The organism is Pseudorhodoplanes sp., from assembly GCA_032027085.1.
Classification (GTDB): Bacteria; Pseudomonadota; Alphaproteobacteria; order Rhizobiales; family Xanthobacteraceae; genus Pseudorhodoplanes.
In genome coordinates, this window is record JAVSMS010000001.1 from 270708 (window position 1) to 284768 (window position 14061).

General features: G+C 56.8%; 14 protein-coding genes. 12 read left to right on the forward strand and 2 right to left on the reverse strand.

The window, feature by feature from the left end; translation table 11 throughout:
- Positions 1-18 precede the first annotated feature (18 nt).
- A complete protein-coding gene (locus RO009_01395; protein MDT3683681.1) occupies positions 19-1314 on the reverse strand; it encodes an EAL domain-containing response regulator in 1296 nt (431 codons plus the stop codon).
- Between the two features lie 1786 nt (positions 1315-3100).
- On the opposite strand from RO009_01395, the gene RO009_01400 reads away from it, so the two are divergent.
- From RO009_01400 to terL (RO009_01425), 6 genes are all read left to right on the forward strand, one after another.
- Positions 3101-3733, forward strand: a complete 633-nt coding sequence (locus RO009_01400; protein ID MDT3683682.1) for a hypothetical protein — start codon at positions 3101-3103, stop codon at positions 3731-3733.
- Positions 3734-3826: 93 nt separating this feature from the next.
- A complete protein-coding gene (locus tag RO009_01405; protein ID MDT3683683.1) occupies positions 3827-5236 on the forward strand; it encodes a DNA methyltransferase in 1410 nt (469 codons plus the stop codon).
- On the forward strand, positions 5233-5670 hold the full coding sequence (locus RO009_01410) for a DUF5681 domain-containing protein (protein MDT3683684.1): 438 nt from the start codon (positions 5233-5235) through the stop codon (positions 5668-5670). Before RO009_01405 ends, RO009_01410 begins: the two co-directional genes overlap by 4 nt.
- Complete coding sequence (locus tag RO009_01415) at positions 5667-6434, forward strand: hypothetical protein (protein ID MDT3683685.1); 768 nt, start codon at positions 5667-5669, stop codon at positions 6432-6434. The genes RO009_01410 and RO009_01415 overlap by 4 nt, the downstream gene beginning before the upstream one ends.
- Positions 6435-6528: 94 nt before the next feature.
- A complete protein-coding gene (gene terL, locus RO009_01420; GenBank protein MDT3683686.1) occupies positions 6529-7068 on the forward strand; it encodes a phage terminase large subunit in 540 nt (179 codons plus the stop codon).
- A 386-nt stretch (positions 7069-7454) separates the two neighbouring features.
- A complete protein-coding gene (gene terL / locus RO009_01425; GenBank protein MDT3683687.1) occupies positions 7455-8075 on the forward strand; it encodes a phage terminase large subunit in 621 nt (206 codons plus the stop codon).
- 24 nt (positions 8076-8099) lie between these two features.
- Here the strand turns inward: terL (RO009_01425) and RO009_01430 are convergent, their stop codons facing one another.
- A complete protein-coding gene (locus tag RO009_01430) occupies positions 8100-9137 on the reverse strand; it encodes a DUF4268 domain-containing protein (GenBank protein ID MDT3683688.1) in 1038 nt (345 codons plus the stop codon).
- Positions 9138-9406: 269 nt separating this feature from the next.
- Between RO009_01430 and RO009_01435 the strand changes: the two genes are divergently transcribed.
- The 6 genes from RO009_01435 to RO009_01460 all read left to right on the forward strand — a co-directional run bounded on the left by RO009_01435 (position 9407) and on the right by RO009_01460 (position 14016).
- The gene (locus RO009_01435) at positions 9407-9604 is read left to right on the forward strand and encodes a helix-turn-helix transcriptional regulator (GenBank protein MDT3683689.1); all 198 of its coding nucleotides are present in this window, start codon (positions 9407-9409) and stop codon (positions 9602-9604) included.
- 21 nt (positions 9605-9625) lie between these two features.
- Entirely contained in the window at positions 9626-9952 is a 327-nt protein-coding gene (locus RO009_01440) for a hypothetical protein (protein MDT3683690.1), read from the forward strand.
- 93 nt (positions 9953-10045) lie between these two features.
- Positions 10046-10462, forward strand: coding sequence for a DUF3489 domain-containing protein (locus RO009_01445; GenBank protein ID MDT3683691.1), 417 nt, complete (start codon positions 10046-10048; stop codon positions 10460-10462).
- On the forward strand, positions 10462-10923 hold the full coding sequence (locus RO009_01450) for a DUF2924 domain-containing protein (protein MDT3683692.1): 462 nt from the start codon (positions 10462-10464) through the stop codon (positions 10921-10923). The genes RO009_01445 and RO009_01450 overlap by 1 nt, the downstream gene beginning before the upstream one ends.
- Complete coding sequence (locus tag RO009_01455; GenBank protein MDT3683693.1) at positions 10920-12545, forward strand: recombinase family protein; 1626 nt, start codon at positions 10920-10922, stop codon at positions 12543-12545. The genes RO009_01450 and RO009_01455 overlap by 4 nt, the downstream gene beginning before the upstream one ends.
- Positions 12535-14016, forward strand: a complete 1482-nt coding sequence (locus RO009_01460; GenBank protein ID MDT3683694.1) for a TM0106 family RecB-like putative nuclease — start codon at positions 12535-12537, stop codon at positions 14014-14016. Before RO009_01455 ends, RO009_01460 begins: the two co-directional genes overlap by 11 nt.
- Positions 14017-14061 lie beyond the last annotated feature (45 nt).

Consider the following 14061-nt stretch of genomic DNA (forward strand, 5'->3'; position numbering starts at 1 on the left):
GTGATCGCGCTCATGGCTTCACGGCATTGGCTTTCTGCGATGCGCCTTTTCCGTCATGACGAAATGCGGCGCTTTGCTCGAATGGTGCCCACCCGAACCAGATCCATTTTTAGGTCGGTCAGGCCAACCGAGAACCGCTTGTACAAATGTTTCTCGATCTATCGGTTTTGAGAAAAAATATCCCTGCGCCGTATCACATCCCATATCGATTAGCGCTCGAAGATCCTCATCATTTTCAACCCCCTCAGCACAGACCAGCGCCCCAACACGATGTGCGAGATCGACTATCGTTTGACACAGAGCGCGCTTGAGTCGATCAGAAGAGCAATTCGAGACCATCCCGCGATCCAACTTTAGCTCCACGCAGGGGAAGTCAAGTAGCCGCGACAGAGAGGAATAGGCCGATCCGAAGTCGTCAATTGAAATTGCAACATTGTATAGCTTCAGTTGAGCGGCGACCTCCTGGATCAACTCGGGGTCGCGAATGACCTCATCTTCAGTGATCTCAACAATGAGGCCTGGAAAACACGGGTCTTTCGGTAGCGATTCGCGCACGGTTTCAACAAAATCCAACGTCTGAACAATCGATACCGGCATGTTTACCGCCAGTCGAAGCGGGACCGCTCTTTGCGCAAAGTAGTCCCAATCCGCCATCGCTCGCTCAAGAACAAATTTGGATAACGGTCGATACAGCGGGTCACCGGCGGGCGGAAGGAAGCGTGCCGGAAGGACGATTCCGTACCTTGGGTGCCTTGCGCGTAGTAATGCCTCTGCACCGCATATTGTCGATTTATTAAGATCAATCTTTGGTTGGTACCAAAGCTCCAGCCAGTGGTTGGAAAGCGCTTCACTAAGACTGATTGCAACATCCGCCACGCTTTGATCCTCTCGTGGCACGTCATTGAGTTCGACTTTGGCGGTCAATCGGCCTTTAAGATCATTTGCCCGAAAGGGTTTGGGAAGTGGGGGCAGCATTGCCAGTCCGCGCAGTCTACCGATCTGCTGGATCTCACCTAGTGTAACCTCGTCGCGACCACTGATAAGCAGCACCTTGCCACGGTAGCGCAGCCTTTCGAGATGCCGGATAACTTCGACAGCATCAGACTGACCGAGCGCAAGATCCAGAATGAGTATCTCAGGAATATCGAGCTTGAGCTGTGCCAACAGCGAGGCGGCGCTGGCAAATTGATGCGGATCGATCCCACATTGTCTAAGCACTTGAGCTACGAACGCCCGAACATCGCTCTCGTCATCCAAGATGTATGCACGAGTTGATGTTTGTTCAGTCCGTGAAACTGCATCCAGGTTGGCCATCACTGATCAGCTCGATATTGCTTAGTTCAAGATAGCACCTCTAAGTTGCATAACCCCAAGAGGGACAATGAATTTTCGTTCGCGTATTTAACAAAGTCCGACTCTTTTTCGCCTCTCACAAATATTAAATTATGGTGAAATGGCCTGCACCCGGTTTCGTTGACACGCCTTAACCAGACCTTCCGCTCGAACTCAAAGCGTCCGGTGGCCGGTGCGCGACCGCATGTGCTCATCATTAACGAGATTAGCGCAATCTGGCTTAGTGGCACAGGGCGGGCGAGGCGCTTTTCGAACGCCCCGCCACTTCTACCTTACTGGTTGATGTCGTTCTGTCGCGTATCGCGAATGAACAGCGATCCAATGACGAACGTGATGGCCGCAACGATCACCGTATACATCAAAACCGGCAGAAATGTTGCCGTTAACGTCTTGCAGCTTAATTCCCTGCAAGACCAAATAGGGATTTTTCTTTGGAATGCAGGGGAGGCCATGACCTGTATCAGGCGCCTTGCGGGTGAAAGTCACCCATCATCAAGGGCGCACGATATGCTTAAACAATATCAGGAATATCTGCGCCCTTTCTTCACTCGGCAGCTCCGCTGCATATATGGCACGCCTTCTGGCTGGAGAGAAACTTTGTGGATAGCGCAAAGTGTTCTAGTTGCTCAGCCTTGTACGGTCGTCGCAGAGCTCTCAAAGAACTGGCCGCTATCTTCTCAGCCCCCCGGTGATAAGGGGATAGCCCAGGTGCTTGAGCTTGTCGCATCCACGCATCAACGTTGTCCCACGTCCTTTTCGGTAAGCGTGACGACCGCCCCGCCCTTGGCAAATCCAATCACGCCACGGTAGCCCTACTCGAGATCTGTAGTCGTTCGAGGGATCGAGATCGAATAGAACCATACATCCTTTGAACTTGCCCTTTATCGGACCGATCTTATTGACCGCAACCGCTTCGAACTCGTGGGCCGACAGCATGTTTAATTTCTCGCAACCAGGAATGCAGGCCTTGGGATGGCAACCGGGCGGTCGCAAGAATATCGCGGCCTGTGCCAAACGCTGGATCGGAAGCAAGGCGGGCCACAAGCCAACGCGGTTTATGTGATGTGGGTTTCAAGTCTTTTCGCGATTGAAACGGCATAAACCGTCGCTGGCGGATTAACAATCAGATCCCTCAACATGACATCGCTCCGTTCATGAGCCCTTTTCTTCGGCGTGAACGCGATCGCATCGATCTTGATCGCGCACAATCCAAGGGACTCCGCCGAGCGCTAGAATAACGGTAGCTGATGCAAAGATCTGTTGCGCGTTGTTATTGTTACTCGAGCGCTATGATGACCGTGAAAATCGCCCGAAGATCGCTTGAAACACCGGATAATCGGTGGGGTCGAAGTCGCTCGACGCAATTACGCCGGTGCTTCATTTAGTGCGCGTAGCTCTGACTTCCTGTCGAAGGGGCATGAACCGGCTTCTCGTTTGCTTAAGCGGCACGGTCTATTTTTTGATCCGTTGATTTCTTCTCTCGGGGAACTGGTAGATCCTCTACGCCGCCGCTGCCCTACATACGGACGGGCTGTGGGTAAAGCGTCATCAACCGCGCCCCAGTCAACAGTGCTTATGGGGCAGATAATGGGATAAGTCTGGTCGTGGAGCGGAACGTGGCCGTCTTCGAGGTTAGATCAAACGATTCCCACGGCATTCGTTAAGTTGCAGACGGGCCGGGTCCCTTGAACAGCTGAGAATCTGATGTTAGGCGACGATGGAGGGGTTTCTGTTGGAGAATTCTGACATGTCATATGTTTTGGACCCCCATGTAGACTTCGTTCGCATCGATCAAGGTGTCGATCTGCTCTTTGAAAAGATGCCCGATTTCGAAGTCCGCGGCGGACCGGCCACGATTGAAATCGGCCAACTCCCCTTGCCGCATTTCGAAACGGTGACTTTAGTCTTGCTCGTCAGCCCACACGATGTGCACGGAAATGGTCATGTTATCGGTCTTGCGTCAGCAAAACGCTTTCTTGCACGATCCAGCTTTGAACAAGAGTCTAGGAGCTATCCCATCGCGCAATTGGGTGGCGCGAAAGTCAGCGAGTATTCTACTGTGACGTTATCGAACGGCACTGTGATGTACGACGTCCGGCTCGATAAATATGAAATGCCTTTAGATCTCACCGACGGAGAAAGATTGGCATTGGCGTATGGATTGAGTTGGCACGAGCAAAAAGAAACTGTTGATCTCGACCTCCCGTACATGGAGATGATGACGCGCTTAGAGGGCTTTTGCGCTCCTGCTCTGAGAAAGCTCGCGGCGTATGTCGAAAACATAAGAACACAACAGCCAGAGCTACCGTCTGTCAGCACTGAAGTGTTTCGGACAGCATTTTGGAAGACCGGGTTAAGGCGTCCCTTAAACCGCCGGTAGGCTCGTAAACATAGTTTCGCCCCAATTCAGCTTGTGACTGTGTCCTACAGCTGAAGCCTTTGCCAGCATGGGCTCCTGACAAGGAGTGAGTCCATGGCTGAGAGAAGGCACCGACGTGCTGTGACAGCGCAGTCGTTGAAGGATCTAGATCGACGCGCCGGGCGGAGAACGTGCGCTGATTCAGCAAGCGAGCGCAAGATTGAGCAAATCGCGCTTCGATTACTGCGGCCCTCGGGCCGCAATGCCCGCACGCATAGCAAGAAACAGATCCGGCAGATCGCCAACAGCATTGCCAGATTCGGCTGGACCTTCCCAATTCTGATCGACGAGGACGGCAGCATTCTCGCGGGTCATGCACGTTACGAGGCTGCGATTCTGCTCGGGTTTTCCCACGCGCCGGTAATTGTCGTTTCCGACCTTAGCGGGCCGGAGAAGCGCGCCCTTATGCTGGCGGACAATCGGCTGTCTGAGAGCTCCTCCTGGGATCGCAAGCTTTTAGCTACCGAACTTACGGAACTTGCCGAGCTCCTGCCGGAAGTGGCTCTTGATCTGGACATCACCGGATTTGAGAGCGCGGAAATCGACAGCCTCCTTGCCGACTTTGCAAATCCGGATCGCGACCCGGCGGACAATTCACCGCCTCCTGAGACGAATCCGATCAGTCGGACAGGTGACGTATGGCTCCTTGGCGAACATCGACTGCTGTGCGGCAGCGCACTGGTGACTGCGGACTACAAAGCGCTCATGAAAAGGCAGCGCGCGGTGATGATGATCACCGATCCACCCTACAATGTGCGCATCAAGGACATTCAGGGCCGGGGCAAAACCAAACACCGTGAGTTCCTGCAGGCGTCCGGTGAGATGTCTTCGGTCGAGTTTCAAGAGTTCCTCCAGACCGCCCTCACCCATGCAGCCGCCTGCTCGCTAGATGGGTCGTTGCATCTCATCTTTATGGATTGGCGGCATGCCGACGCGGTTCTCGCCGTCGGCGCAAAAGCCTTTTCCGAACTCAAGAACATCATCGTCTGGGTCAAATCGAATGGCGGACAAGGCTCGTTGTACCGTTCCCAGCATGAGTTCGTCTTCTTGTACAAGAATGGGGACGCTCCGCACGTCAACAACGTCGAGCTGGGCAAGCATGGGCGCAACCGCACCAATGTCTGGCATTACGCCGGCGTGAACACGTTTCGGGCTGGCCGAATGGATGATCTCTCAGCGCATCCGACGGTCAAGCCAGTGGCCATGATTGCCGACGCCCTCCTCGATTGCTCGAAACGCGGCGACATTGTCCTCGATCCCTTCATGGGCTCTGGGACAACCATTATCGCGGCGGAGCGTGTCGGCCGCCGCGCCTACGGACTGGAGCTTGATCCGGCTTACGTCGACGTTGCCGTACGCCGCTGGCAAACCTTTACGCGGCGAGACGCAACACTCGAAAGCACCGGACAGACCTTCGATGAGGTGGAAGAGAGCCGCTCCTCAGATCAGCGGACGCGCAAATGAGCCGGTGCAAAGGAAAATCTTCAGTTCCGGGAAAGCGCAACAAAAGCCCACGTGCCGGCCGCCGCGACTGTGACGTGGGCTATTGCCGCCCGCCCCGGAAGCACCAGTTTCAGCCGGGGCAGAGCGGCAATCCGAAAGGCCGCCCCAGAGGATCCAAGAACGAGTCGACGATCCTACGCGAAATACTGAACCGCAAGCTACAAACGACCAACGGCGGTCGGTCTCGAAAAATCACGTTACTTGAAGGTGTGCTTCTGCGCGTCGCCGAAGATGCCCTCAAAGGCAACGTCAAGAGTGCGGCTTTCCTGCTCAATCGTTACGGGACGATGGTCTCAGGCGACATTAGGCCCGGCGAGCTAGGCGAGGACGACCAAGAGGTCCTGGACGCCTTCCTCCACCGTGCAATGTCAATGCCATCCAAGAGTAAACCATGAACGAGCTTGACCAGTCGGTATTCGATGCAGCACTTCGCACTGATTTTACCGCATTTCTGCATCGGTGTTTCCTCGCGCTCAATCCAGGCACCGAGTTCAAGAGCAACTGGCACATTGAGGCAATCGCATACAAGCTGGAGCGCGCCCGGCGGGGCGAGATCCCTCGCCTCATCATCAACCTGCCGCCGCGCCACCTGAAATCGATCATGGTATCGGTTGCCTTGCCGGCCTTTTTGCTTGGCCACGATCCGCGCCGCAAAATCATGTGCCTGAGCTACAGCGCAGATCTGTCGACCAAACATGCAGCAGACTTTCGCGCCATCGTCACCTCGGAGTGGTACCGCCGAGCTTTTCCCAAGATGCAGATCAGGCGGGAGACCGATACCGAAATCCACACATCAGAGCGCGGATATCGGAGGGCAACGTCTGTCTACGCATCCCTCACCGGATTCGGCGGCGATTTCTTTATTATCGACGACCCTCAAAAGCCGGTCGATGCGCAGTCCGAGGCCCATCGAAATTCACTGAATCAATGGTTCGACAATACGCTCATTTCTCGGCTCGATAACAAGGAAACCGGCGTCATCATCGTTGTCATGCAGCGCGTTCACTTGAACGACCTGACAGGATACCTGACCGAAACGTCACAGGACTGGATCGTTCTGAACCTGGCGGCCATTGCGGAAGCCGATGAGCACGTCCCGATCGGCGACGGCAGCTATCCATTTTCGGCGCGCCGGCGAAGCCCTGCATCCCGAACATGAATCCCTCGAGACCCTCCAGAAACTCCGTCAGCAAGTCGGTTCTGATATATTTTCGGCACAGTACCAGCAGGCGCCTGTTCCGCTCGGCGGCGGAATGATCAAGCGAGAGTGGCTGCGCTTTTATAAAGAAGCGCCCGAGCGCATTTCCCGCGCGAAAATCATCCAGAGCTGGGACACCGCGTCAAAGAGCGGGGCTCAGAACGACTGGTCGGTGTGCACCACCTGGCTGGTCCTGGACAAGCATTACTATCTGCTGGATCTAAGGCGCGGCCGTTTCGAGTATCCGCAGTTGCGCGACGCTGCCATTCAGCTGGCCGCAGAATTTAGACCGAATGCAGTGCTGATCGAGGACGCCTCGGCCGGGACCGCCTTGGCCCAAGACATCAAGCGACTCGTTCACGTCCCTGTCAAACTTATCCGGCCGGAGCACGACAAGATTGGACGCGTCTACGTTCAGCAGGCAAAGTTCGAGCAGGGCCTTGTGCTCTTTCCCGAGGGGGCGCCGTTTCTGCCGGAGCTTCTTTCTGAACTGCTTACTTTTCCCCAAGGCAAACACGACGATCAGCTTGACAGCGTCAGCCAGGCTCTGGCCTTCAAGAGCTTCGGCTACGACCCGACCTTCAGTTGGCTGTGATGGAGACCATACGCAGCAAATTCGACCACCGCTGCCACCCCGGTCACGTAGTGATTTCATTCTTCGGTCTTCGGGCCGAACCTCAAGCAAACGTACCGAAGTTAAAAAGTGGTGGCGTTTCTCGTTATAGCTGAGCGCCTGATCGCAACGATTGCAAAGGCCCCACCCTATATTGCTATTATGATGTACTCGTCCAAGACTCTCAATGTAACAGCGCTTGTGATTGCGACAGCGCTAGCTGCCATAATTGGCTCTTGGCTGTTTCGCCAGGGAAAACCGCAGGAGTTACACGAGCGGCCTGCAATGTGCCACGAACTGGATCTTTCTCTCGACCTGCGGAACGATGGACGCCTTTCTATGCAGTCGCAGGAAGATCGCGACCAACGATGCAATCGAGTAATGCGGGGTATTCCGCGCTGAGCTCCCTCGTGGCTCAGCAATCGTTGGACGGATGGCGCGCGAACGCTCAATCATCGTCTCTTGAAGTACGACGCCCGCCAGTACAATTACCGCCGCGGCTAACTCGCCAATGCAGTCGGAGTGTCCTTCGTACGCAGAGAATAGGAAATGTCGCGGCGACCGGAAAAAGGCACGAAGGCCCGCCAAAGCCGGAAGATGTCGCCGGGTCCTCCTCTAACGACGGCGATTCTTGGTATCCGCAGCTACACGACGCTGCCATTCAGCTGGCCGCAGAATTCAAGCCGAATGCTGTGCTGATTGAAGATGCTTCGGCCGGAACTGCCTTGGCGCAAGATATCAAGCGAATCGTCCACGTCCCGGTCAAGCTGATCCGGCCGGACCATGACAAGATTGGGCGCGTCTATGTCCAACAGGCGAAGTTCGAGCAGGGCCTTGTGCTCTTTCCGGAAGGGGCGCCGTTTCTGCCGGAGCTTCTTTCTGAACTGCTCACGTTCCCCCAAGGCAGACACGACGACCAGGTCGACAGCATCTGTCAGGCTCTGGCCTTCAAGAACTTTGGCTACGACACGACCTTCAGTTGGCTGTGATGGCCATCATACGCACCCCTGCCCTCAACCGGCCGGATCTGGGCTTAGGCCGACCACGCCAAGCGCTCTGATCCTGGCAGCAAAAACCCGGTGCAAATCGTTCAATCGATCGGCCAGCCAGCGGTGCTGGCGCGGCCAGTCATCGGTGTCTTCTGGATCAGCGACGTCGAGTTGTATGAAGACACGGCTGCTATTCTGGTCATCGGCCACCTCATCCCAGATGAGCGGGTAACTCAGCTCGCGCTCGATCTGATCGCGGTGCTTGAGCAGGAGGTCGAAATAACTTTTCGCATTCCGCGCGGCGACGTAGAGTTCGGCACGCACCTGATCCTTGGTCCGGAGCATAACCGCGCGAAGATAAAAGCCACTACGCCCGGTTGGATAGCTCATCAAGCGCCGTGGCTGAGGCCGCTTGTTTCCGGCGACGGGACCACCTGTTGCGTCAAGGACCTCATTCAGAGCCATCCAGTAATCGCGCTGCATAAGCCGGATGTTTGTGAGCTCCGCGTCATCGATCGTCCGCGCAGCATGCGCCATCGACCGCGACCAGCCATTTGGCTGTGAAACGACATTGAATTTTGGGGCACGCAGCGAATTTTCGATACGCCACAATTCAACTTCAAGACCAAAGAAACGGAATCCGTCGTTTGTGATTCTGTTGAGCCAATCGAGGGTAGCTCGATGTTCGTCGGTAAAGCGCGCTGCAATCCAGATGATAGTGAGCGCGTCAAGTCCGGAGGCATATGTCAGAGCCTGGCCGAGATGACCATGATCGGTTCTCTCCAGCTGATTCTCGATCAGCACCCAATTCTCATCTTCATCCCGGCACAGGAGGTCTGCCTGGAATAAACCCACCGATCGTTCTCTTGCGACTGGTTCTAGCTGAAGACCCAATGCATCACCGAGAATTGCAAGGTTTTCAAGCCGCGCGAGCCACGGCGTGAATTCTGTCGCCTCATGCGCCCAGGCCTCGCGCAGATCGCACTGTTCGAGCCGCCCAAGACCGCTCCCCGGTTTACCCCGCGCAGAATCGGTCAGATCGGCCGTCGTGACTAAGGTCATGATCTGCCTCCTTCCAGCCGACACATCGCTCGAACGGCCGGTGCCTTCCAGCCCAACCTGACATCAGCGCTGATAATCAGCAGATAATGGTGAATAGACATCCCAAAATGTGATGGCTCGCCAGTCAATGGATGCGACAGAAAGAATTCAAGGTTAATCCTTTTATGGGATAATCCGAATCCGGGATCAGATTGCCGCGCGTCATGGCTCCCCGGGCGCGCGGTCTCGTCAAAACCCTTCATCAGCCTGAATACCAGGCGCTTTGTGCCATGCTGGCCGACGCCCGGCGCAAGGCCGGTCTCAGCCAGCAGATCGTGGCCAAGCGCCTCAAGCGTCCGCAATCCTTTGTCGCCAAATACGAGGGCGGCGAGCGGCGTTTGGATGTCATTGAGTTCTTAGGCGTTTCGGAGGCGATCGGGGCTGATCCGGTCAAACTCTTGCGCGGCCTCATGCGCCAGATCGGCTGATAAGTCTTTTCCGATCACAAGATGCTCGCACTGGCCGTCAATGAGCCAGAAGATTGCTCATTTCGGCCTCGACTTCTTCGCGCGGCAGAGCGTGTGTGGTTCCAACAAGGGACCGAGACCGCCATGGACCGCAGCGCGACAGACATCGCCATTCACAGTTTCCTCGTCGAAATGCGGAGCCGGCTGTCAGAGGCCGGCAGCATCGCCACAGCGGCAGAGGCCTGTGCAGCGGCCGGCAATCTGGAAAAGGCGGTCGAAGTCGCACTGGACATCGAGCAGCTCACCTATGAGGCGAGCCGGCTGCTCGATGCAGCAAGCCTTCTGCAACGGATCAAGCAGCAGGAATAACAAGCACCAAGGGTGGACTTGGGCGCCGCGCGTGCTTGGCATGGCGCGGCCGTGGTGGTGACGGCGCATGCCGTCGCAGCCATGGAGCATGCAATGATCGCAAAGCGTCTCAAAGACACGCAGCAAAACGGCACTTCGGGCGCGCCCGCAAGAGCCGATCAACACAAGCAAAACAAGAACACAGGACGCGCTCGCGGGCCCGGCCGGCCGGCTAAACGCAAACGGCCGCCGATGTCGGCTCAGACCCGCGCCGGATCCAAGCAGGAAAAGGTGGTCGCCCTGCTCTCGCGCCCGGAAGGCGCCAGTGTCAGCGTCATCATGAAGATGACAGGCTGGCAAAGACATTCGGTACATGGATTCTTTTCCGGAGTCCTGCGCAAGCGACTGAAATTCAAGGTCGAGCACACCGGCGAAGGCGATAAGACCATCTACCGCATCGCGAGCGGTTCGGGCAGCACAAAGATACGACACCCCGAAAGGTCTGATCGTCCGCGTCAGGGCAAGCGCTGATGCCGGCGGATGTTGACGAAGCTATCGAAGCCGAGCTCGCTCGGCTTCGATCCATGCCGAAGGTCGAACTTCGTCAGCGCTACCGGGCGACGTTCAAGGTCGATCCGCCAAAAGCTTTCGGGCCGGACCTGCTGCGGCGGAGCCTCGCCTATCGCATCCAGGAACAAGCCTTTGGCGGGCTCGATGCCGCGACGAGGCGCATGCTGAATAACCTGATCTCCCAGCACAGCAAGGGCAAGGACGGCCGCATCGTCATGCCCCGTCGCATTAAGCCTGGCGCCGTCCTGGTGCGGGAATGGAAAGGCCAGAGCCATCGGGTCATGGTTCTCCAGGACGGCTTTGCCTACGAGGGAAAACCCTTCGCAAGCCTCTCGGAGATCGCCCGCCTGATCACAGGCGCACGCTGGAACGGACCTCGCTTCTTCGGGCTGCGGGACAATGGCGGGGAGGCGAAACCGTGACGCGCAAGCCAGTCAGGAGCGCATCCATCAAGACGCTGCGATGTGCCGTTTATACCCGTAAATCCACAGAGCACGGACTGGAATTGGAGTTCAATTCGCTGGATGCCCAGCGCGAGGCCTGCGAGGCCTATATCAAGTCGCAAGCCTCGGAAGGCTGGACCTGCCTGTCCAAGCGCTATGACGACGCGGCCTTCTCCGGCGGCACGCTGGAGCGTCCCGCCCTGCGGCGGCTCCTGAAGGACATCGAGGCAGGACTCGTCGATGTTGTCGTCGTCTACAAAATCGACCGCCTGACCCGCTCGCTCTCAGATTTTGCGAAACTCGTGGAGATCTTCGACGCGCAATCGATTTCCTTCGTCGCTGTGACCCAACAGTTCAACACCACGACCTCGATGGGGCGCCTGACGCTCAACATTCTCCTCTCCTTTGCCCAGTTCGAGCGTGAGCTTTCCTCCGAACGGGTACGCGACAAGGTGGCAGCCTCCCGCAAGAAGGGCAAATGGACCGGCGGGACAGTGCCGCTCGGCTATGACAGCCGCGACAAGAAACTTGCCGTGAACCCGGCCGAGGCCAAGACCGTGCGCATGATTTTTGAGCGCTATCTTGCCTTGAAGTCGGCTCCAAAGCTTATCGAAGAGCTCGACCGCAAAGGCGTCGTCACCAAGAAACGTGCGCTCCAGGGCAAGACGGCAGGCAATGTGCCTTTCACTTATGGGTCGCTCGTGTATCTGCTCAAGAACCGCACCTATGTCGGCGAGGTTGGCCATGACGGCAAATGGTTTGAAGGCGAGCACGAGCCGATTCTGGACCGTGAGCTATTCGCGCGCGCGCAGGAGGTCCTGAAATCCAACGCTGTCCGGCGCCGAAAACAGCGTGCAGAGACCGGCGCCCTGCTCTCTGGCCTGCTCTACGATGACCGCGGCCATCGCATGAGCCCGAGCTACTCGGTCAAAAACGGCGTACGCTATCCCTTCTACGTCAGCGCCGCCATCCTAAAGGGACGCAAACGAGAAGCCGGTTCGATCGCCCGCGTCGGCGCACCTCAGATTGAGACCCTCGTCATTGCAAGCTTGCGCAAACACCTGCAGCAGCAGGATGATGCAGTCACGTCCCGCACTCTTCTCGAACAATGCGTCGACAGGATCACGATCTTTCCGGCCAAGATCACAATCAACCTCAAAGCCGACAGCTCGTCTGCAGAGCGAGCAGCCGGCTCCTTTGACATGCCCTGGTCACCCGCCAAGAAGACTGGTCTTGTCGAGATCAGCGAGCCGAATGATTCATCGCCGCCCTCCCCAAAATCCGAACTTGTTCAAGCCTTGGTGCGCGCCCATGTGTGGCTCGCCCAACTGAAGAGCGGCACATTCAAATCGATCGAAGACCTCGCCCAGGCGGTGAAAATTCACCCCAAGAACATACGTTTGGGCCTGAAGTTGGCATTCCTTTCGCCGCAACTGGTCCGTGAAATCCTGCGCGGCGAGCAAGCTCCCGCGATAACCGTAACAAGCCTAGGCAACATTTCTGAGCTTTCCTGGATGGGCCAGGAAGCCGCATTGAAATCGCGCAATTCGCACCGCATCATGCGACCCGGGGCGGCTGGGGACCAAGGCCATGTTACTTAGCAGCGGCGACATTTATCGCGCCTATCGTCCGAGCGCATGCGACCTTCGCCACTATCTACATTACAAGAAGACGCCAGCAGCCGAACCAGGCGCGTTCGAAGAGGTTATTCGCCGCCTCGGTGACCGACACGAGAAGGCGCATCTCGCCACCCTGGAGGATGTCACCGACCTCAGCGAAGGTTCCTTCGAGGAGCGGCGACGTCAGACGCTCGAAGCCATAAGCAACAAGGCTTCAGTTATCTACCAACCAGTGTTTGCCGCAACAGTCAGACTGGCAGGTCGGGATTGCCAGGTGACTGGCATTCCAGACTTCCTCATCCGGGAAGGCGACGGCTATGCCATCCGCGATGTGAAGATGGCGAGGCGCCTGACCGAAGGTGAACATGCAGAAATCTTCTGGCAGCTGCGGCTCTATGGCTTGCTGTTCACCTTGACGACCGGACAGGCACCGGTGCGGCTCGAAGTATATGGTGGCGCGAGTGAGATCGTCACAATTGATGCCGCTGCTAATGGCACCGTAGAGACAATGCTGGCTCGGTATGTGGAGGTGATGCTGGGCGAGCGGCCACCCTTCGAGCCGGTGGGATGGACCAAATGCGGCGACTGCGGATACCACGCCACGTGCTGGAACGACGCATTAGAGCGTAAGGACGTCGCGCTCGTCCCGAAAATTGACCAGGGTCTCGCCCGCGCTCTGCACGAAGTTGGCGTCAGTACCTATGGCGATTTGCTGGTCCAATTCGATGAGGCGCGTCTCACGCAATTCCAAAGACCCTGGGGGGCGCGGCAGCAGAAGGTTGGCAAGACGGCGGTCGATATTTTGCGATCCGCCCGGGCCCTCCAGTCAAATCAATGCATCGCCATCGCTGCGCCGGACATTCCAGCGAGCACAAACTACGTAATGTTTGACCTTGAAGGGCTGCCGCCCCACCTGGATGAACTCGAACAGATCTACCTGTGGGGCCTGCAAGTGTTCGGAGACAAACCAGGCACCTTCATGGCGGCGACGGCAGGATTTGGTGCCGAAGGCGACCGCGAAGGCTGGGAGCAGTTTCTGAGGTGCGCTGCCGCGATCATCGCCGAGCACGGCAATATTCCATTCGTGCACTGGCACCACTACGAGAAAACGAAGCTGAAATTGTACATCGAACGCTACGGAGACCCTGACGGGATCGCAGCCGCCGTGCTCGCCAACCTGTTTGATCTCTTGCCGGCAACACAGAAGGCTGTTGCCCTTCCCCTGCCAAGCTACAGCCTGAAAGTGGTTGAGAAATACGTCGGCTTCAAACGCTCGCAGTCTGAATACGGCGGCGACTGGGCAATGGCGAAATACATTGAAGCCACTGAGACCGAGGATGAAGCTCTCCGTACAGCAGTGATGGATCAGGTCCTCAAATATAATGAGGAGGATCTGGCCGCCACGTGGGCCGTGCTATCTTGGCTTCAAGAATTTGGACGCAAGGCCAACTGAGCGCGATCGCCCTTTATTGATTCAGGTAACGTCCATTATGGAACA